At 39.4% G+C, this 19,241-nt stretch carries 20 protein-coding genes; 17 read left to right on the forward strand and 3 right to left on the reverse strand.

What is annotated here, in order from left to right; all coding sequences use genetic code 11:
• Positions 1-110: 110 nt before the first annotated feature.
• The 5 genes from miaA to ACORHU_RS03075 are packed head-to-tail and all read left to right on the forward strand — an operon-like array spanning position 111 to position 4,562.
• A complete protein-coding gene (gene miaA / locus ACORHU_RS03055) occupies positions 111-995 on the forward strand; it encodes a tRNA (adenosine(37)-N6)-dimethylallyltransferase MiaA (protein ID WP_061759162.1) in 885 nt (294 codons plus the stop codon).
• Positions 988-2,226: a GTPase HflX gene (gene hflX / locus ACORHU_RS03060; protein ID WP_061759163.1), complete on the forward strand. Its 1,239-nt coding sequence runs from the start codon at positions 988-990 to the stop codon at positions 2,224-2,226. Before miaA ends, hflX begins: the two co-directional genes overlap by 8 nt.
• Positions 2,219-2,842 (forward strand): hypothetical protein, encoded by a 624-nt coding sequence (locus tag ACORHU_RS03065; protein ID WP_061759164.1) that lies wholly within the window; start codon positions 2,219-2,221, stop codon positions 2,840-2,842. The genes hflX and ACORHU_RS03065 overlap by 8 nt, the downstream gene beginning before the upstream one ends.
• 14 nt (positions 2,843-2,856) lie before the next feature.
• Complete coding sequence (gene rnz / locus ACORHU_RS03070; protein ID WP_061759165.1) at positions 2,857-3,786, forward strand: ribonuclease Z; 930 nt, start codon at positions 2,857-2,859, stop codon at positions 3,784-3,786.
• Positions 3,787-3,806: 20 nt separating this feature from the next.
• Positions 3,807-4,562 (forward strand): SDR family NAD(P)-dependent oxidoreductase, encoded by a 756-nt coding sequence (locus ACORHU_RS03075; RefSeq protein WP_061759166.1) that lies wholly within the window; start codon positions 3,807-3,809, stop codon positions 4,560-4,562.
• Between the two features lie 38 nt (positions 4,563-4,600).
• On the opposite strand, the gene ACORHU_RS03080 is transcribed toward ACORHU_RS03075, so the two are convergent.
• Positions 4,601-5,506 carry a helix-turn-helix domain-containing protein gene (locus ACORHU_RS03080; protein WP_434364742.1) on the reverse strand — a complete coding sequence of 302 codons (906 nt, stop codon included), beginning with the start codon at positions 5,504-5,506 and terminating at the stop codon, positions 4,601-4,603.
• A 273-nt stretch (positions 5,507-5,779) separates the two neighbouring features.
• Here ACORHU_RS03080 and ACORHU_RS03085 point away from each other — a divergent pair, with 273 nt between their 5' ends.
• The 7 genes from ACORHU_RS03085 to ACORHU_RS03115 all read left to right on the forward strand — a co-directional run bounded on the left by ACORHU_RS03085 (position 5,780) and on the right by ACORHU_RS03115 (position 13,009).
• Positions 5,780-8,629, forward strand: coding sequence for an SEC10/PgrA surface exclusion domain-containing protein (locus ACORHU_RS03085; RefSeq protein WP_061759168.1), 2,850 nt, complete (start codon positions 5,780-5,782; stop codon positions 8,627-8,629).
• A gap of 26 nt (positions 8,630-8,655) precedes the next feature.
• Positions 8,656-9,630, forward strand: a complete 975-nt coding sequence (locus tag ACORHU_RS03090; protein ID WP_061759169.1) for a hypothetical protein — start codon at positions 8,656-8,658, stop codon at positions 9,628-9,630.
• Between the two features lie 16 nt (positions 9,631-9,646).
• Positions 9,647-10,021, forward strand: coding sequence for a hypothetical protein (locus tag ACORHU_RS03095; RefSeq protein ID WP_049535453.1), 375 nt, complete (start codon positions 9,647-9,649; stop codon positions 10,019-10,021).
• A gap of 188 nt (positions 10,022-10,209) precedes the next feature.
• Positions 10,210-10,623: a hypothetical protein gene (locus ACORHU_RS03100; RefSeq protein WP_061759170.1), complete on the forward strand. Its 414-nt coding sequence runs from the start codon at positions 10,210-10,212 to the stop codon at positions 10,621-10,623.
• Positions 10,624-10,715: 92 nt separating this feature from the next.
• The gene (locus ACORHU_RS03105; protein WP_434364743.1) at positions 10,716-11,375 is read left to right on the forward strand and encodes a hypothetical protein; all 660 of its coding nucleotides are present in this window, start codon (positions 10,716-10,718) and stop codon (positions 11,373-11,375) included.
• A gap of 12 nt (positions 11,376-11,387) precedes the next feature.
• Positions 11,388-11,780, forward strand: a complete 393-nt coding sequence (locus tag ACORHU_RS03110) for a hypothetical protein (RefSeq protein WP_434364744.1) — start codon at positions 11,388-11,390, stop codon at positions 11,778-11,780.
• A 32-nt stretch (positions 11,781-11,812) separates the two neighbouring features.
• Positions 11,813-13,009, forward strand: a complete 1,197-nt coding sequence (locus ACORHU_RS03115) for a hypothetical protein (protein WP_434364745.1) — start codon at positions 11,813-11,815, stop codon at positions 13,007-13,009.
• A 104-nt stretch (positions 13,010-13,113) separates the two neighbouring features.
• Here ACORHU_RS03115 and ACORHU_RS03120 read toward each other — a convergent pair whose 3' ends face one another.
• Positions 13,114-14,022, reverse strand: coding sequence for a LysR family transcriptional regulator (locus ACORHU_RS03120; protein ID WP_084926873.1), 909 nt, complete (start codon positions 14,020-14,022; stop codon positions 13,114-13,116).
• A 63-nt stretch (positions 14,023-14,085) separates the two neighbouring features.
• On the opposite strand from ACORHU_RS03120, the gene ACORHU_RS03125 reads away from it, so the two are divergent.
• Together ACORHU_RS03125 and ACORHU_RS03130 are read left to right on the forward strand one after the other, a co-directional pair.
• Positions 14,086-14,355, forward strand: a complete 270-nt coding sequence (locus tag ACORHU_RS03125) for a YqgQ family protein (protein WP_033689072.1) — start codon at positions 14,086-14,088, stop codon at positions 14,353-14,355.
• Entirely contained in the window at positions 14,355-14,738 is a 384-nt protein-coding gene (locus tag ACORHU_RS03130; RefSeq protein WP_000259257.1) for a rhodanese-like domain-containing protein, read from the forward strand. Before ACORHU_RS03125 ends, ACORHU_RS03130 begins: the two co-directional genes overlap by 1 nt.
• Positions 14,739-14,771: 33 nt before the next feature.
• Here ACORHU_RS03130 and ACORHU_RS03135 read toward each other — a convergent pair whose 3' ends face one another.
• On the reverse strand, positions 14,772-15,497 hold the full coding sequence (locus tag ACORHU_RS03135; RefSeq protein ID WP_049535448.1) for a 16S rRNA pseudouridine(516) synthase: 726 nt from the start codon (positions 15,495-15,497) through the stop codon (positions 14,772-14,774).
• A gap of 161 nt (positions 15,498-15,658) precedes the next feature.
• Between ACORHU_RS03135 and typA the strand changes: the two genes are divergently transcribed.
• The 3 genes from typA (at position 15,659) to murD (ending at position 19,240) form a co-directional block, all read left to right on the forward strand.
• Positions 15,659-17,500, forward strand: coding sequence for a translational GTPase TypA (typA, locus tag ACORHU_RS03140; protein WP_371509875.1), 1,842 nt, complete (start codon positions 15,659-15,661; stop codon positions 17,498-17,500).
• A gap of 19 nt (positions 17,501-17,519) precedes the next feature.
• Positions 17,520-17,774: a DUF3165 family protein gene (locus tag ACORHU_RS03145; protein ID WP_000262670.1), complete on the forward strand. Its 255-nt coding sequence runs from the start codon at positions 17,520-17,522 to the stop codon at positions 17,772-17,774.
• A gap of 113 nt (positions 17,775-17,887) precedes the next feature.
• Positions 17,888-19,240, forward strand: a complete 1,353-nt coding sequence (gene murD / locus ACORHU_RS03150; protein WP_061759175.1) for a UDP-N-acetylmuramoyl-L-alanine--D-glutamate ligase — start codon at positions 17,888-17,890, stop codon at positions 19,238-19,240.
• The last annotated feature ends 1 nt before the right edge of the window (position 19,241 follow it).

The following is a 19,241-nucleotide window of genomic DNA, read 5'->3' on the forward strand; positions in this document are numbered from 1 at the left end:
CCTTTATATTCTCAATCAGTCAGCCTCTTCAAGAGGTCACATTTTTCTGACTGATCTTTTTGTGTTATAATAATAGTAACGAAAAAATGGGAATTTTTCAAGGAAAAAAGATGAAAACAAAAATAATTGTGATTGTTGGACCGACTGCTGTTGGAAAGACAGCTCTAGCCATTGAAGTTGCAAAGCGTTTTAATGGCGAAGTGGTTAGTGGAGATAGCCAACAAGTCTATCGAGGACTTGATATTGGGACGGCCAAGGCTAGTCCAGAAGAGCAGGCAGCTGTTCCCCATCATTTAATCGATGTTAGAGAGATAACCGAGTCTTACTCGGCTTTTGATTTTGTTTCAGAGGCCAAGCTGGCTATTGAGGATATTCACAGCCGGGGCAAGCTAGCTATTATTGCTGGCGGGACTGGACTTTATATCCAGAGCTTGCTAGAAGGCTACCATCTGGGTGGAGAGACTCCCCATGAGGAGATTTTGGCCTATCGGGCTAGTTTGGAGCCTTATACAGATGAGGAGTTAGCCCATCTGGTAGAGCAAGCAGGTCTTGAAATTCCCCAGTTTAATCGTCGTCGTGCTATGCGCGCCTTGGAAATCGCCTATTTTGGTCAGGATTTGGAAAATCAAGAGACCTTGTATGAACCATTGATTATCTGCTTGGATGATGAACGTAGTCAACTTTATGAGCGTATTAATCACCGCGTGAACTTGATGTTTGAGGCTGGGCTTTTGGATGAGGCAAAGTGGCTTTTTGACCATTACCCTGAAGTTCAGTCTGCTAAAGGCATTGGCTACAAGGAACTCTTTCCTTATTTTCGAGGAGAGCAGTCCTTGGAAGAAGCTCGTGACAGTCTCAAACAGGCGACCCGTCGTTTTGCCAAGCGCCAGCTAACCTGGTTCCGTAATCGCATGCAGGTCACTTTTTATCAGATAGGAGAATCTGGTGTACAAGACCGTATTTTAAACCAGATTGAGGAGTTTTTAAATGATTGAAACGGAGAAAAAAGAGGAACGCGTCCTTCTCATCGGTGTGGAATTACAGGGCATGGACAATTTTGACCTCTCTATGGAAGAATTGGCCAGTCTAGCCAAGACAGCTGGGGCAGTCGTTGTAGATAGCTACAGGCAAAAACGTGAAAAGTATGACTCCAAGACCTTTGTCGGCTCTGGTAAGTTGGAAGAAATTGCGCTCATGGTGGATGCAGAAGAAATCACCACTGTCATCGTCAACAACCGTCTGACCCCAAGGCAGAATGTCAATTTAGAGGAAGATCTGGGTGTCAAGGTCATTGACCGTATGCAGTTGATTTTGGATATCTTTGCTATGCGAGCTCGAAGCCATGAAGGGAAGCTCCAAGTTCACCTAGCCCAGCTCAAATATCTCTTGCCTCGCTTGGTTGGCCAGGGAATTATGCTCAGCCGTCAGGCAGGGGGAATTGGTTCCCGTGGACCTGGTGAAAGCCAGCTGGAGCTGAACCGTCGTAGAGTTCGCAATCAAATCACGGATATCGAGCGACAGCTCAAGGTGGTTGAGAAAAATCGGGCGACTGTCAGAGAAAAACGTCTGGAGTCGAGTACCTTTAAGATTGGTTTGATTGGTTATACTAATGCTGGGAAGTCAACTATTATGAACACCTTGACCAGTAAGACTCAGTATGAAGCAGATGAGCTCTTTGCGACTCTAGATGCGACGACGAAGAGCATCCATCTTGGGGGCAATCTCCAAGTAACTTTGACTGATACCGTTGGCTTTATCCAAGATTTGCCGACTGAATTGGTGTCCAGTTTCAAATCAACCTTGGAAGAAAGTAAGCATGTGGACCTTCTGGTTCATGTCATTGATGCCAGCAATCCTTACCACGAGGAACATGAAAAAACAGTCCTGTCCATCATGAAAGATTTGGATATGGAAGATATTCCTCGCCTGACCCTTTATAATAAAGCGGATTTGGTGGAGGATTTCACGCCGACCCAAACGCCTTATGCCCTCATTTCTGCCAAGTCTGAGGATAGTCGTGAGAATTTGCAGGCTTTATTGCTAGATAAGATTAAGGAAATTTTTGTAGCATTTACTCTGCGCGTGCCTTTTTCTAAGTCTTACAAGATTCATGATTTGGAAAGTGTAGCGATTCTGGAAGAACGCGATTATCAGGATGACGGGGAAGTCATTACAGGCTACATTTCTGAGAAAAATAAATGGAGGTTAGAAGAATTTTATGACTGATATTAAAACTTTGGCTCTAAAGTATGGAGGTTATACAAGTCTGGATAAGGTCTATTTAGAACAACTTCTAGCTGGTAAAACAGAGCAGGAGCAGTTGGCACTGATCACTCCTCCGCCAAGTGTGGTCAATGCCTATTTTGCAGAACTCTACCAGAAAAAGAGTCCTGAGGCTGCGACGGATTATTTTGCTGAACTCAGTCAGGAACTAAATCTCTACAACGTTGAGCCAAGTTTCACCCTAGAAAATAAGCCTTTTATTAGGCTTAATCTGTCTGGTAAATCCTTTGGTTTTTGCTATGAGAGAGAGGGCCTTGGTCGAATTTTCTCTGAGAATGAAGAGAAGATTTCAGATAACTTGCTTTTTGAGATTGCACAAATTTTCCCCCATCAGCTAGTCTTTGAAGAGTCTGGTAAGATTTACATGAAGGCTGTCGGGGACGAGGAAGTTGTTAGCGTGGAAAGTCTCACAGCTTTGACTGATTTGGAAAGCTTGGCTGATGGTCGCAAACGTCTTAAAGGCTACAGCCAAGAGGATTTACTGCAAGAAGCCACAGCTTTTTCTGGCAAGCGCTATTTCCGATCGGAAAACCGCACAGCTATGTTATATATTGATTAATTAGAAAGTATCGAATGGATATTCAATTTTTAGGAACAGGGGCTGGTCAGCCCTCTAAAGCCCGCAACGTTTCAAGTCTCGCCCTGAAACTCTTGGACGAGATTAACGAAGTCTGGCTCTTTGACTGTGGAGAAGGTACGCAAAATCGCATTCTGGAAACCACAATTCGACCACGCAAGGTCAGCAAAATCTTTATCACTCACCTGCATGGAGACCACATATTTGGCCTGCCAGGATTTCTTTCTAGCCGTGCCTTTCAGGCCAATGAAGAGCAGACAGATTTAGAAATCTACGGACCTCAAGGGATCAAGTCATTTGTTTTAACCAGCCTTCGTGTGTCGGGTTCTCGTCTGCCCTATAAGATTCATTTCCATGAGTTTGACCAAGATTCTCTAGGGAAAATCCTTGAAACGGATAAGTTTACCGTTTATGCAGAGGAGTTGGATCACACTATTTTCTGCGTTGGTTATCGTATCATGCAAAAGGACCTTGAAGGAACGCTGGATGCTGAAAAACTCAAGGCGGCTGGTGTCCCATTTGGCCCGCTTTTTGGAAAAATCAAAAACGGTCAGGATGTTGTTCTAGAAGACGGCACTGAAATCAAGGCTGCTGACTATATCTCAGAGCCACGTCCAGGTAAGATTATCACTATTCTAGGTGACACCCGCAAAACCAATGCCAGCGTACGTCTGGCTGTCAATGCTGATGTCTTGGTCCATGAATCAACTTATGGCAAAGGCGATGAGAAAATTGCCCGTAATCATGGTCACTCAACCAATATGCAGGCGGCGGAGGTCGCAGTAGAAGCAGGTGCTAAACGCCTCCTGCTCAATCATATCAGTGCTCGCTTCCTCTCAAAAGATATCAGCAAACTCAAGAAAGATGCGGCTACAATTTTTGAAAATGTGCATGTAGTCAAAGACTTGGAAGAAGTGGAAATCTAAAAGATTGAGAAAGGATAAGTATGCGTACGATTCTCATTACCGGAGCTAGCGGTGGTCTAGCTCAAGAAATGGTCAAACTTTTACCAGAAGACCAGCTTATCTTGCTTGGTCGAGATAAGGAAAAATTAGCTCAACTCTACGGAAATCATCCCCATGCAGAATTGATTGAAATCGATATTACCGATGATTCAGCCCTAGAAACTCTGGTAACTGACCTCTATTTCCGTTATGGTAAGATTGATGTCTTGATAAATAACGCTGGTTACGGGATTTTTGAAGAATTTGACCAGATTTCTGCCCAAGATATTCATCAGATGTTTGAGGTCAATACCTTTGCCCTGATGAATCTGTCTCGTCGCCTTGCTGCTCGTATGAAAGAAAGCCGAAAAGGCCATATTATCAATATCGTCAGTATGGCAGGTTTGATCGCTACTGGCAAGTCCAGCCTTTACTCAGCGACCAAGTTTGCGGCCATTGGGTTTTTAAATGCTCTACGTCTCGAACTCATGTCCTACGGTGTTTATGTAACGACGGTCAATCCAGGACCAATCCGTACAGGATTTTTTGACCAGGCTGACCCAGATGGCACCTATCTTAAATCAGTTGATCGCTTCCTGCTAGAACCAGATGCAGTAGCTAAAAAGATTGTTAATTGTATAGGAAAAAACAAACGAGAACTCAATCTTCCGTTTTTGTTGAATCTAGCCCATAAGTTTTATACCCTCTTTCCCAAGCTAGCTGATAAGTTGGCAGGGGAGACTTTTAATTATAAGTAAAAAAGTTGTTCCTAAAATGGAGCAACTTTTTTTGAGGATTAGAATAAATCAATTCCAGTCTTATTTAATGCATGGTAGTGGTAGGTGAAGGCGTTGATAAAATTAGAGTAGTATTGCTGATCAATAAATTTTGCGCTTTGAAGATAATTAAATAGATTTTTGGCTAAGGGAATAGCCTCAGGTTTATTCCATCTAAATTGATTGTAAACATGTTCAACTTCTAGAAACATGAGGGGGATAGCTAGATAGCCTCGTTCGAAGGTTTGAAGTGATTTAATTTTTTTAATAATATCATCAGCCTTTTGATAGTAACCCAGTTCAGAGAAGTACTTTACGGAGAAAGTGAGAGCATTTAAAATGCGGATGTAGGTGTCAGTATTAGCACTTTCCTTGTACATAAGTAGTAATTGTTTGCTCATATGGTCAATAAGTTCCATAGGAGAATGATTGACGATGACGCGATAAATTTCAAGTTCGATACTATTAAAGACATCAGATTTCATTAAATGATTGATAATGTTTTGAATTCTGGCAACAGTTTCAGGACTTTTTGATATGGTTGGATAATGTCTTAATTTAATAGATTTGAAAATCATCTCTGCTTGAAGTGGATTGTCTTTTAGGTAGACATCAAATAATTTTTCGTATTCTTCAATATAAGTGAGGATATCTTCTTCATGGACCACATGCTTACCAAATTCTATAGCTGGTAATTCTAAGCAGTCTCCACCTTTATTTGCATAGGCGAGAACAAAATCATTCCATTCAACTCCGATAACAATTAACAGTTTGGCAAAGTTTTCAAGTGAAATTCCTTTGTCTCCTTTTTCAAATTGACTTAGGAACTGCGGCGATACGATATCTGAGGCGGCTTCCTTTAGGCTGAGGCCTCGTGCTTCGCGCAGGTACTTAAATGTAGCTCCAAATGGATATAGGTTTTCCATAAATAGTCTCCTTACATACTTCTAAGACTATTATACAAAAATTTAGAGAAAAAAATGGAGAAAGAAAACTATAGTTACAAAATATTAGAATTCTATGCTATTTTTTGTTTTTATGAACAAGATTGAAACTATAGTTTAAATGACGAAAAATTTAAATATCTATTATGGTATGATAGGGGAAAGAATAGCTCATAAAGCCGGCTTGTTATACTAGTATAACAAGGATTGACTTACCACTCAATCCTATTCTATCAGTCATTAAAGGAGAAAATGATGAAGAAACTGAAAACCCTCACAACTTCAACAGCTATTGCGCTTGCGTCTGTTGGTGCGCCTGCATTTGCACAAGAAGCTCAAGCAACACCAGTACCTGCTGACACTATCAATGAACCAGCTCTTGTTTCTAAACCTGTAGCTGACGCAAAACCAGAAGTGAAGAAATCTTCTGATGTCAAGCCTGCTCTTGATGCTCAAGCGTCTACTGTTAAGCAAGTTGAAGCTGAGAGTGAAACAGCAAGTGCTGAAGCTACTTCTGCTAATAAAGTTGTCACAACTACCGAAACTGCTTTGACAAGTGCTAAAGAGGACTTGAAGTCTGCTGAAGTCGTTAAAGCAAATGCTACAGAAGAAAATATCACGTCTACAAAAGCTAAACAAGATGCGAATGTAAAAGCTCAAGAAGCCAATCAAAAAGCAACTGAAGCGTCTACTGAAGCGATTAAAGCTCAAACTGAGACTGTAGCAACTGAAACAGCTAACGTTGCAAGCGCAACAAGTAAGAAAGCTGAATCGGATAAAACAGTAACCGCTAAAGAAGCAAATGTAAAATCAGCTGAAGACGCGCTAAATGGTTCAGGACTTGGCGAAGCAAAAGCCTCACTTGCCCAAGCTGAAAAAGATATTGAACAAGCAAATGCAACTATCTCAAGCGCAACAACAGCTGTCGAAACCGCTAAGAAAGCAGATAGCAACCGCGCAGATGCTATCAAACAAGCTGAAAACAATGTGAATGTCAAAAATGACGCCTTGAAATTAGCTAAAGAAATGATGGACGCCGACAAAAACAAAGTGGATTCTATCCAAGAAAAAGCAGATGCTACAGCGTCTAAAGAAAAAGAAGCGCAAACTGCGTTGGATGTGGAAAAAGCTAAGTTTAATAAATCTGAAGGAATGAACATTCCAAATCCAAGATTCACTATTCCATCAAATTTGTATAATGGATTTTCAGCAGATGTATTGAAATCAGCTGGTGTGTCTTCAAATGTTGTAACATTTGGACAACTATTAAAACTAGAAAAAGCTAATAAAAATAATTCAATCAAAGATGATTTAGATGATTTTATTCTTACATCTGTAGCTGATATCGTTAAAAAATCAAATGCTAACGTTAAATATGATGAAGCTGATCAAAACCGTCCAGTTGATATTGACAATTTAACAGATGCTCAAAAACTTGAAATCTCAGAATTTTACGTCAATGGATTGAAACAAATCAGAAATGCATTTAGGGATTCATTCAACGTAGAATCAGAAACAGGAACAACTAAAGAAGCTGTTACTTTAGCGTCAACACAAGCTGAAAAATATGAAAAACGTGGATTAGACCCAATGGTTCATGGTCACGTAACTAATGCTGTTGAAAACGTTGCATCGATGAGTTCTGATATTTCAAATATGTATGAATTAAAACAAGCTGTATACAACAATTTAATGTTCACAACATATTTTGATGGCGTTTCAAATGCTAATAAACGTCGTCCATGGGGACACCTTTATGCAAACCTAAACTTTGCAAAATATGTTGGTATTGACGTAGCTAATATCAATGGTCGTCATTACATGATTACAGCATTTTCAAATGAAGGAACTCCAGTTTCTAAATCAAATGACCTTGCCCAACTTGAAGCTAAACTAGCTGAAGCACAAAAACAAAACAGTCAAGCTCAAACTGCTCTTACAAATTCTAAAGCAGAATTGGCAGAAGCTTCACGCAAATATGCTTCTGCACTTGACGCTAAAACAGAAGCTGAAAAAGAATTGGCAAGCAAATCAAATAGTCCACTTCAAACAGAAGTTGCTGAAAAGAACTTGCAATTGGCAAACCTTGCTTTGAAAAATGCACAAGAACGTAAAGCAACTGCTGAAAAAGCTGTTGAAAACTTCTCAAGAAGCCAAGCAGAAAAACAAACTGCTCTTGAAACAGCTAAAGATGAACTTGCTACAGCCAAAAATGCTCAAAAAGATGCTGAAACTGCTCTTACAAATGCGCAAGCAAAATTGCAAGCAGAAGAAAACAAGTTAAAAGCTCTTCAAGCTGAACAAGCGAAACTCCATGCAGAAAAAGACCAATTGGTGTCAGATGCGCAAGCAATTGCAACTGAATTGAGTGCTTATCTAAATGCAGATAAGAATCTTGCAGATGCGCAAGCAAAAGTAGCTGATTTGGAAGCAAAACTAACTCAAGCAAAATCTGCTGCAAAATTGGCACAAGATAAATTGGATGCAGTTACAGCTAAATTGAAAGCTGAACAAGCTAAATTAGCTGAAATCCAAGAAGAGTTTGATAAGTTAGTTAAGGCTGAAAGCAAGGACGACTACAATTTATCAGGTTGGTATCTGGAGTATCTTGCAGGGAAACAAGCGGATAAGAAAACAGATACAGAACTCAAGAAAGTAGAAGATGAAAAACCTTCACAAGATGGCAACTGGATTGAGTCAGCTGGTCGCTGGTGGTACAAACATGCTGACGGTTCATATACAACCAACGGCTGGGAACAAATCAAGGGTACTTGGTATTACTTTGACCACGCAGGTTGGATGCAAACTGGCTGGGTCAAAACTGGTGGCACATGGTATTACTTGAACAACTCAGGCTCAATGGCTACAGGTTGGGTTAAAGATAATGGGTCATGGTACTATTTGAATAACTCAGGTTCACTGGCTACAGGCTGGGTTAAAGAAAATGGCTCATGGTATTATCTTGACCAGTCAGGTGCTATGAAAACAGGCTGGTTTACAGTTTCTGGTAAATGGTACTATGCCTACAGTTCAGGAGCTCTAGCAGTAAACACCACTACACCAGATGGCTATACAGTCAATGCTAACGGTGAGTGGATAGGATAAGAAAAAAAGAAAAGGAATTTGAAATCATGAAAAATAAAAAAATATTAGTTAGTTCTTTATTAGCAGGTTCGTTGTTATCAGTGGGTCTTATGGCTTCTAAACCAATGGAGGTTCATGCCTTAACAGATATGAGTGTCAAGGATACTCAAAATCCCTTGAAAATCACCTTAATACCGACAGCGGGAGGTTCTACATCAGCTACTCTTTTAGTTGACCTACAAAGAAGTTCCAACGTTAATGATAGCACTTCTCTCTATTTTGATATAGTTAATGAGAGTACTGGAACTTTGACTGAATCGCATTATTTTGGTAAATTTGATGGCAAGAATAGATTACAGTCGGGTATTAATTTACTTCTAGTAGAGGATGGCAATTATTATTTAGATATATATAGTGTAGATGATTTTGGAAAACGTTATTTTGGACGTTCAGAAATTTTTAGAATATCAGATAAGGAATATTATCCGATTAAGAAGGTAGAAACACCAAAAGCGACTGAAACTCCAAAACCAGCTACTAACTCTACCTCAGGTCAGACTGGCTGGTCAGGTTCTTCTTACTACAAAGCTGGTGTTAAAGTAGTCAATCAATGGATTTTTGATGTTCAGTACAATTCATACTTCTATCTAAATGCTTCAGGTAACTTTGTTCAAAATGCTTGGTCAGGTAACTACTATCTTAAATCAGGTGGCTACATGGCTAAGAGCGAATGGATTTATGACAATAACTATAAATCATACTATTACTTGACAGCAGAGGGTAGCTATGCCCGTAATGCTTGGGCTGGAAGTTACTACCTCAAATCAGATGGTAAAATGGCTAAGAGTGAGTGGATTTATGATAGTAGCTACAGTTCTTACTATTACTTAACTTCTGAGGGTAGCTATGCTCGTAATAAATGGGTTGGTGACTACTATCTCAAGTCAAATGGTAAGATGGCAGTCAACGAACGTACCCCAGATGGCTACAAAGTAGATGCATCAGGTAAGTGGGTAAGATAAGGAACTAGAATTCAATATGGAAAATGTAGTTGGTAAATTAAAAAGCTTATTTGAAACCAAACGTAAGGAGAGCATTGCAGGTTTAGTTGTAATTGCACTAGTGTTAATTTTTGGAATAAAGAAATTAACGACTGATCCCTTAGATGGAACTTATGAAATTTTAACAAAACGTGATCATTTAGTCATGGTGATTAAAGGAAATGCTGGGACCGTCACCTCTGAGGATTCAGACGGAGACAAAGTACAAAGACTAGTGAAAATTGATAAACGAAAGCAAGAATTGACAATCACAGACGATGAAGGAAGAGAATTAGGGAAAACAAAATATATGTTAAAAGATAAGGAACTCTATCTTCAAAAGTCAGATCAAACGTATAACCGAGTAAGATAGACTACACATTAAAATCTTACCTCAGTACCCTATACTCAATGAAAATCAAAGAGCAAACTAGGAAGCTAGCCGCAGGCTGCTCAAAGCACAGCTTTGAGGTTGGAGATAAAGCTGACGTAGTTTGAAGAGATTTTCGAAGAGTATTAAAAGCTACTGGGGTAGGATGTTGTATATAGGGAGAATATCAAATGAAATTTAAAAAATTAATAACTCTAGCTAGTTTAGTAGGAATGATTACTTTCTTATTGCCAGTTGTTTCATCAGGTAATCAATATCTACCTCCATTAAGTGAACATGTTTCAGAATATTTCGATAGACCATTATGGTATCTATTTTTGATTTGGTACGGAGCGTTTGTGATTAATTTCTTATTATCTTTAGTAATTGGAAAAGGAAGAGTGCTTCAAATAATTACATCGATTATAGTTATTCTGGTAAGTATATTTGGAATTCTTGTTCATTTTTCAATAACACAAGAATTGGTTGGAAGATCGAATTTAGGTTTTGGAGCGATTCTATATTATGTCTGTGTTGTAATAAATCTTTTTGCAGCAATAATGATTATAAAAGGTGATAAAGCTACTAGTGAAAAAATGAATTAAATAATTTCTTTTAAGTAGTAGTTGGCATTAATGTGATAGTAATAGCAGGGGCTTTAATAAATTAGAAAATGGGAATAATGATGGAGAATGAAATGGTAGAAAAATCAGTATTGTTAGAAAATTTATATAATCTACATAGAGGTATAGATTATATTTATCAAAAACAAAACTATAAGATGAAGTTAGAAAATGATAGAAGAAAAGCTAAGCAAATACAAGCTCAATTACAAAATTTATTAGAAAGTAATTCATCTAACAAAATAGAGAAAATGATGAGGCAATCATTTTATGTAGTTCTGTTTGGTGCTTTGGGAAATCTAGCTAAATTTCTACTAATGTTTTGGTTTGGTGACGGTAATCTTCTTGAACTTGTTATGTATTTGGCAGCAACAGCTATTTTAATTTTTTATCTTCAAAAGAAGATACGCAGAAAAACAGAGAAATGGTTAAATATATGGACAGGGATTATTTTAGTCATGTTATTAGCTGCACCTCTTAGGATAATTTTTTTAGCAATAATAGGGTTAATAAGTTTTAACTTATTTGACGGTATATTTTTTTCAATTATAACTTTAGGGATGCTTTATTTAACTTCTATTTTAGGTAAAATTTGGTATCCTAAATGGGTTGATTTCATTAATACGCTAATTGATGATGATAATAAACAACTTATTAAAAAGTCAGGTATGAGACAGTCTGATTATGATAGACAGATTAAACGTGAAAAAGAAATTAAGGAAGAGCAACAGTAGTGTGAAATAGAGATGCAAGAAGCTGCAGGAGCTCTAGTAGCTTTTGGTAGTGGATGGTATCCCAAAGATTACTATTTCATAGAAGCTATAGAGTTTTTTATCGGAGCTTTAGAAAATTTCAAAGCTGATAATATGAAGGAACTGGTAAATTTATATGATGAAACAAAATATAAAGAATTACAGTTGAACTATCAGAAAGAAATGCTACAGTTACAAAGGGAACAATATATTGATACTAAGAAAATGCTTCAAGCATTAAGATACAACAATTATGTTCAAACTTTGCAATTACAGCAGTTAGATGGAATCCGTAGAAATACAGAAGAAGCAGTTGATTACTTGAGAAATTTACGTGTTCAAGAAAATCATTACCATACGCATAACAATTACAATAATATTTATTAGTTTATATGGGTTAAATTAAAATTAGAAATAATATGAAGAAAATTATAAAAATGCTGGCCTGTTTGGGCTTAATTTACAACTTGTTTGCACTAGTGAATTCAGCCCAAGCTGACAGTACTGACTACAACCAACTATTGCCACAAATCACTGAGAAGTGGGAGAGTAAACATCTATTTGAAAATAATATTAATAGACTTGGTTACGCTTTGAAGGATATTGACAAAAATGGGACGGATGAATTATTAATTGGTCTTACTAATGGTGAAAAATGGGAACTGTTTGAAGTATATTATATGAATGGTAATACCCCAACTCCCTTATTTGATAGATTTTGGGATATAAGTCTCAGGATGGGGACAGTTATTGAAACATACACAGATGGTAGTATTATAGTGTTCGAAAGTTCTCCAGGGATTATGTCATATAGATTGTTCCAACTTTCTAAAGAAAATAAGGAGCCAAGTTTAATTAAAAAAGGTGAATTTAGAGCAGGAGAAGGTGATCTAGACGAGTTAAATCTTGATTCTAAAACCAAAATAGATACCTCAACTATTGAATATACTTCTCTAAATCTCCCGATTATTGGTGAAAATATGGATCCTAATCCTCCCATGCCAAAGTCCCTTGTCGATGCTAAAATTGGAGATGAAATTCCTCTCCCATCCGAATTAGTAGGTACTTGGATTAATAAAGAACCTAATAAAGGTACCAAACCTGGTAGAGCTTCATCACTCATTTTAGGAGAGGATGGAAGCTACACTGGAACCTTTAAAGATGGAGATATTAGAGGAAAATTATCTCGACTTAAAAAAGTTAGTGAGAACGGATTTATTGTCTTAAAAGAGAACAATGACGGAGAAGCTTTCTTTTTTAGTGTAGGTTTAGGAGCAGTTTTGCTTCCTGGTGAGCGAATTGATTTTGGGATGGTATTGGAAGGACGGAATTTATATAATGCGTCATGGTTAGTCAAAGAAGGCGAGGAAGACTATTCTAAGCCCACCATGCTCGCAACTTTTGTAAATCCAAATTATGGTCCTAAGAAAATAGAGAAAAAAGTAGAACAAGACGTAGCGAAACAAGGCGATACAGTGGCAGAATCAACTCAAGACAGTAGTGAGAAGACAAAGCTAGAACAAAAACTATTTGAAAACATTCCAGTATTTGGACTGGTTGCGGGAGCTGGACTCGTCCTAGTTTTAATCCTTGCTATATTTTTATTTAAAAAATAAGATTTTATAAAATCCTTATGATTTACTATTAGATAAAAAACCTCAAGAACTAGGGTTGAAAGCTAGTTCTTGAGGTTTTTAGGTTATTCGATTTAGAGTGATTCTCAACTATCAAACTGAACTTCTTCTAGTAGATAGTCGATAAAGCGTTCGCCCATCTTAGATAGGCTGGTTTTCTCATGCTGGATATAGACCAGCTCAATTGGGTCATCAATATCCAGTGGGATGGAAACGATGTTGTCTCCGTTGAGGTTGCTGTTCAAAATCCCTGTCGCAATGGTATAACCATCCAGACCAATCAAGAGATTAAAGAGGGTGGCACGGTCACTAACCACGATAGATTTTTTGTGGTATTCCTGCGAGAGAATCTCTTCTGAAAAGTAGAAGGAGTTGTGAGTTCCTTGGTCATAACTCAAATAAGGGAAATTTTCCAAATCAGACAGTTTGACCTTGTCTTTCTTTGCCAGAGGATTGGTCTTGCTGACAAAGATATGCGGTTGGGCTGTGAAGAGATGGTGAGCCAGCAGGTGGTTGTCATCCAGCATCTTGGTTAAAACATCACGGTTGTAGCTGTTCAAAAATAGGACACCGACCTCACTACGGAAGTTCTTGACGTCGTCGATAATTTCCCAAGTTCGAGTTTCACGAAGGAAGAGCTCGTATTTCTCCATATCGCTTTTCTTGAGCAAAGAGACAAAGGCATTGACCACAAAGGCATAGTGTTGGGAGGAAACGCTAAAGAGTTCACGGTGGGCGACAGGATTTTTATAACGTTCCTCTAGAAGCTGAGTTTGCTCGACAACCTGACGGGCATAAGATAGAAACTCCATCCCATCACGGGTCAAGGTGATACCCTTGGGATTGCGGATAAAGATTTCAATGCCCATTTCATTTTCCAAATCTCTTACTGCATTGGAAAGACTAGGTTGAGTGATGAAGAGTTGCTTGGCTGCCTCATTCATAGAGCCAGTTTCGACGATTTTGATAATATAATGTAATTGTTGAATTCTCATGTTTTTATTGTACCACACTTGCGTCAGAATCGCCAAAGAAGATAGGAAAATCAGGAGCATTGTGTGAGTCTCTTCTTGAAAAAAACACAAAAATTTGCTAGAATGAGTCTTATGAAAACATTCTATGATGTGCAGCAATTCCTCAAACGATTTGGTATTATTGTTTACATGGGAAAACGCTTATATGATATTGAGCTGATGAAGCTGGAACTCTCTCGGATTTACGATGCAGGGCTGATGGACAAACTGGATTATCTGGAAGCGGAAGCAGTTCTTCGCAGAGAGCACAAGGTAGAATTGGATTATATTGAGAAAAATGGAGAAAAGAACTAATGGTTACTTGGATTTTGTGGGCACTTATACTAGCAATGTTGGCGTGGATGGGCTTTAACTATCTTCGTATTCGTCGTGCGGCTAAAATTGTGGATAATGAGGAATTTGAAGCCTTGATTCGTACGGGTCAATTGATTGATTTGCGCGACCCAGCAGAGTTCCACAGAAAGCATATCCTTGGGGCCCGCAATATTCCTTCAAGTCAGTTGAAGACTAGTCTTGCAGCCCTTCGTAAGGATAAACCTGTCCTTCTTTACGAAAATCAACGTGCGCAACGGGTTACAAATGCAGCCCTTTACTTGAAAAAACAAGGTTTTTCTGAGATTTATATCCTTTCTTATGGTTTGGATTCTTGGAAAGGGAAAGTCAAAGTTGAGAAATAAGAAAACGAGCTTGGATATTTCCGAGCTCATTTTTTAACCACTTTTTCTGAGAAATTCACGAATGCTTGCTAATTCTTGGGAGTTTAGGGGGCGATAGTCTCCCTCTTGAAGATTGTCATCCAAGCTCCAAGGACCAAAATGGGTACGTTTAAGGGAGGTTACCTTAACACCAACCGAGAGGAACATTTTCTTGACCTGATGAAATTTCCCCTCTGAAATGGTGATGGAGGCTTGGCTGTGGGAAGGACTTGCTGATAGAATCTCTAGTCTTGCAGGTTTACAGATAGTGCCATCTAAAAAGACAATTCCCTTTTGAATGGCTTGAATATGGTCAGGTGTCAGAAGTCCATTAACCTCAACTTGATAAGTTTTATCTACATGATACTGAGGATGAAGGAGTTGAAAGCCCAAAGGACCGTTATCGGTCAAGAGGAGGAGTCCAGTCGTATCTCGGTCCAGTCGGCCGACGGCATAGAGCTTGTTAGACTGGATGTCAGGTGACAGCAGGTCCATGACAGTTGGAAGTTCCTTGTCTTTGTTGGCTGTAACGACACCAGCAGGCTTATGAAGCATAAGATAGGTGTGCTCATAGCCTTGAATGATTCGGTCCTGAAAAAGGAGTTCTTGTAGTCCTGTATCGATATTTTGGGCTAGGGAGTGGGCTGGGCAACCCTCGACTAGAATTTCTCCTTTGAGTAAGGCTTGCTTCATGGCCTTTCGGCTGATTTTTTCTTGAGCTAATAAATTATCTAAACGCATACTGTGCCTATCTTATCATAAGTCGCTTGCTTTGAAAAGGCTTGACGTGAAAAGAAAAGCACAGTGAAAACATTTACACTTGCTTGAGTTATGTTATTTACTTGAAAATATGGTATAATCGTTCAGTTAGAAAATAAATTTTGAATATTATAGAGGAAATCATGACAAAATTAAGAGAAGATATCCGTAACATTGCGATTATCGCCCACGTCGACCACGGTAAAACAACCCTCGTTGACGAATTATTGAAACAATCAGAAACGCTTGATTCACGTACTGAATTGGCAGAGCGTGCTATGGACTCAAACGATATCGAAAAAGAGCGTGGCATTACCATCCTTGCTAAAAATACAGCCGTTGCCTACAACGGAACTCGTATTAACATCATGGACACACCAGGACACGCGGACTTCGGTGGAGAAGTTGAGCGTATCATGAAAATGGTTGACGGTGTTGTCTTGGTCGTAGATGCCTACGAAGGAACAATGCCACAAACTCGTTTCGTGTTGAAAAAAGCCTTGGAACAAGACCTTGTCCCAATCGTGGTTGTCAACAAAATCGATAAACCATCAGCTCGTCCAGCAGAAGTAGTGGACGAAGTATTGGAACTCTTCATCGAGCTTGGTGCAGATGATGATCAGCTTGACTTCCCAGTGGTGTATGCTTCAGCTATCAACGGAACTTCTTCATTGTCAGATGATCCAGCTGACCAAGAAGCGACTATGGCACCAATTTTTGACACGATTATCGACCACATCCCAGCTCCAGTAGATAACTCAGATGAGCCTTTGCAATTCCAAGTATCACTTTTGGACTACAATGACTTCGTTGGACGTATCGGTATCGGTCGTGTCTTCCGTGGTACTGTTAAGGTTGGGGACCAAGTTACCCTTTCTAAACTTGATGGCACAACTAAAAACTTCCGTGTTACTAAACTCTTCGGTTTCTTTGGTTTGGAACGTCGTGAAATCCAAGAAGCAAAAGCAGGTGACTTGATTGCCGTTTCAGGTATGGAAGATATCTTTGTCGGTGAAACTATTACTCCGACAGATGCAGTAGAAGCTCTTCCAATCCTACACATCGATGAGCCAACTCTTCAAATGACTTTCTTGGTTAACAACTCACCATTTGCTGGTAAAGAAGGTAAATGGGTAACTTCTCGTAAGGTAGAAGAACGTTTGCAGGCAGAATTGCAAACAGACGTTTCCCTTCGTGTTGACCCAACTGATTCACCAGATAAATGGACAGTTTCAGGTCGTGGAGAATTGCACTTGTCAATCCTTATCGAAACAATGCGTCGTGAGGGATATGAACTTCAAGTATCTCGTCCAGAGGTTATCGTAAAAGAAATCGACGGTGTTAAATGTGAGCCGTTTGAACGTGTTCAAATCGACACTCCAGAAGAATACCAAGGGTCTGTTATCCAAAGCCTTTCTGAACGTAAGGGTGAAATGTTGGATATGATTTCAACTGGTAATGGTCAAACTCGTTTGGTCTTCCTTGTTCCAGCGCGTGGTTTGATTGGATACTCAACTGAGTTCTTGTCAATGACTCGTGGTTATGGTATCATGAACCATACCTTCGACCAATACTTGCCATTGATTCCAGGGGAAATTGGTGGACGTCACCGTGGTGCCCTTGTTTCTATCGATGCTGGTAAGGCTACAACTTACTCAATCATGTCTATTGAAGAACGTGGAACAATCTTTGTCAACCCAGGTACTGAGGTTTATGAAGGAATGATCATCGGTGAAAACTCTCGTGAAAACGACTTGACAGTTAACATCACTAAGGCTAAACAAATGACTAACGTTCGTTCAGCTACTAAGGACCAAACAGCTGTTATCAAGACACCTCGTATCTTGACACTTGAAGAGTCTCTTGAGTTCTTGAACGACGATGAGTATATGGAAGTAACTCCTGAGTCTATCCGTTTGCGTAAACAAATCCTTAACAAGGCAGAGCGTGAGAAAGCTAACAAGAAGAAAAAATCAGCTGAATAAGAGCTAGAAAGAGATAAAGATGGTTTATTTAATCATAGGAATCCTCTTATTACTACTCTATGTATTTGCGACACCACAAAGCATTAAAGGGACAGTCAATATCGTCCTTGTAGTCTTTGCTTTCGTAGCACTTTTGATTTTGCTGATGCTGTCTGTCCTGCAAATCTTTCAGCTACCGACAGAATTCTTTATCGCAGTCGCTATGCTCTTCCTAGCATACTTTAGCTTGCGAGATATTACCCTCATGTCGGTCAGTAAAAGTAAAAGAAGATAAAAGAGAGTTTCGGCTCTCTTTTTGCTTGTTAGAATGCCTAATCTGAGCATTTTCATTTAGAATTATTTCCATAAAAATGGTAAAATAGTAGGAGTAGAAATGGAGTTTGAGACATGAAAGTAATAGATCAATTTAGAAATAAGAAAGTCCTTGTTTTAGGTTTGGCCAAGTCTGGTGAATCTGCAGCTCGTTTGTTGGATAAGCTAGGTGCCATTGTGACGGTAAATGATGGGAAGCCTTTCGAAGACAATCCAGCTGCGCAAAGTTTGCTGGAAGAAGGGATCAAGGTTATCACAGGTGGCCATCCTTTGGAACTTTTGGATGAAGAGTTTGCCCTTATGGTGAAAAATCCAGGCATTCCCTACAGCAATCCCATGATAGAAAAGGCTTTGGCAAAGGATATTCCAGTCTTAACTGAGGTGGAATTGGCTTACTTGATTTCAGAAGCACCGATTGTTGGTATTACTGGTTCAAATGGTAAAACAACCACAACGACCATGATCGGGGAAGTTTTGACTGCTGCTGGTCAACATGGTCTCTTATCAGGAAATATCGGCTATCCAGCTAGTCAAGTGGCTCAAACTGCTACAGATAAGGACACTCTTGTTATGGAACTTTCTTCTTTCCAACTCATGGGCGTTCAAGAATTCCATCCTGAGATTGCGGTTATTACTAACCTCATGCCAACTCATATTGACTACCATGGTTCTTTTGAAGAGTATGTGGCAGCTAAGTGGAATATCCAGAACAAGATGACAGCAGATGATTTCCTTGTTTTGAACTTTAACCAAGACTTGGCAAAAGAATTGGCTAGCAAAACACAAGCTACTGTTGTTCCATTTTCAACATTGGAAAAGGTTGATGGTGCTTATCTGGAAGATGATCAGCTCTACTTCCGTGGAGAAGTGGTCATGGCAGCGAATGAAATTGGAGTTCCAGGTAGCCACAATGTGGAAAATGCCCTTGCGACTATTGCAGTAGCCAAGCTCCGTGGCGTGGACAATCAAACGATCAAGGAAACTCTTTCAGCCTTTGGTGGGGTGAAACACCGTCTCCAATTTGTGGATGAAATTAAGGGTGTCAAATTCTATAATGATAGTAAGTCAACCAATATCTTGGCAACTCAAAAAGCCTTGTCAGGATTTGACAACAGCAAGGTCATCTTGATTGCAGGCGGTTTGGACCGTGGGAATGAGTTTGACGAATTGGTACCAGACATTACTGGACTTAAGAAGATGGTCATCCTCGGTCAATCTGCTGAGCGTGTCAAACGGGCAGCGGATAAGGCTGGTGTCGCTTATGTGGATGCGACAGATATTGCAGATGCGACCCGCAAGGCCTATGAGTTTGCGACTCAAGAAGATGTGGTTCTTCTCAGTCCTGCCAATGCCAGCTGGGATATGTATGCTAACTTTGAAGTACGTGGCGACCTCTTTATCGACACAGTAGCGGAGTTAAAGGAATAAT

The organism is Streptococcus sp. KHUD_015 (assembly GCF_051106265.1).
Taxonomy (GTDB): Bacteria; Bacillota; Bacilli; order Lactobacillales; family Streptococcaceae; genus Streptococcus.

Coding starts and splice junctions, on each gene's coding strand:
- miaA (WP_061759162.1), top strand. CDS start 111: ATGAAAACAAAAATAATTGTGATTGTTGGACCGACTGCTGTTGGAAAG.
- hflX (WP_061759163.1), top strand. CDS start 988: ATGATTGAAACGGAGAAAAAAGAGGAACGCGTCCTTCTCATCGGTGTG.
- ACORHU_RS03065 (WP_061759164.1), top strand. CDS start 2,219: ATGACTGATATTAAAACTTTGGCTCTAAAGTATGGAGGTTATACAAGT.
- rnz (WP_061759165.1), top strand. CDS start 2,857: ATGGATATTCAATTTTTAGGAACAGGGGCTGGTCAGCCCTCTAAAGCC.
- ACORHU_RS03075 (WP_061759166.1), top strand. CDS start 3,807: ATGCGTACGATTCTCATTACCGGAGCTAGCGGTGGTCTAGCTCAAGAA.
- ACORHU_RS03080 (WP_434364742.1), bottom strand. CDS start 5,506: ATGGAAAACCTATATCCATTTGGAGCTACATTTAAGTACCTGCGCGAA.
- ACORHU_RS03085 (WP_061759168.1), top strand. CDS start 5,780: ATGAAGAAACTGAAAACCCTCACAACTTCAACAGCTATTGCGCTTGCG.
- ACORHU_RS03090 (WP_061759169.1), top strand. CDS start 8,656: ATGAAAAATAAAAAAATATTAGTTAGTTCTTTATTAGCAGGTTCGTTG.
- ACORHU_RS03095 (WP_049535453.1), top strand. CDS start 9,647: ATGGAAAATGTAGTTGGTAAATTAAAAAGCTTATTTGAAACCAAACGT.
- ACORHU_RS03100 (WP_061759170.1), top strand. CDS start 10,210: ATGAAATTTAAAAAATTAATAACTCTAGCTAGTTTAGTAGGAATGATT.
- ACORHU_RS03105 (WP_434364743.1), top strand. CDS start 10,716: ATGGTAGAAAAATCAGTATTGTTAGAAAATTTATATAATCTACATAGA.
- ACORHU_RS03110 (WP_434364744.1), top strand. CDS start 11,388: ATGCAAGAAGCTGCAGGAGCTCTAGTAGCTTTTGGTAGTGGATGGTAT.
- ACORHU_RS03115 (WP_434364745.1), top strand. CDS start 11,813: ATGAAGAAAATTATAAAAATGCTGGCCTGTTTGGGCTTAATTTACAAC.
- ACORHU_RS03120 (WP_084926873.1), bottom strand. CDS start 14,022: ATGAGAATTCAACAATTACATTATATTATCAAAATCGTCGAAACTGGC.
- ACORHU_RS03130 (WP_000259257.1), top strand. CDS start 14,355: ATGGTTACTTGGATTTTGTGGGCACTTATACTAGCAATGTTGGCGTGG.
- ACORHU_RS03135 (WP_049535448.1), bottom strand. CDS start 15,497: ATGCGTTTAGATAATTTATTAGCTCAAGAAAAAATCAGCCGAAAGGCC.
- typA (WP_371509875.1), top strand. CDS start 15,659: ATGACAAAATTAAGAGAAGATATCCGTAACATTGCGATTATCGCCCAC.
- ACORHU_RS03145 (WP_000262670.1), top strand. CDS start 17,520: ATGGTTTATTTAATCATAGGAATCCTCTTATTACTACTCTATGTATTT.
- murD (WP_061759175.1), top strand. CDS start 17,888: ATGAAAGTAATAGATCAATTTAGAAATAAGAAAGTCCTTGTTTTAGGT.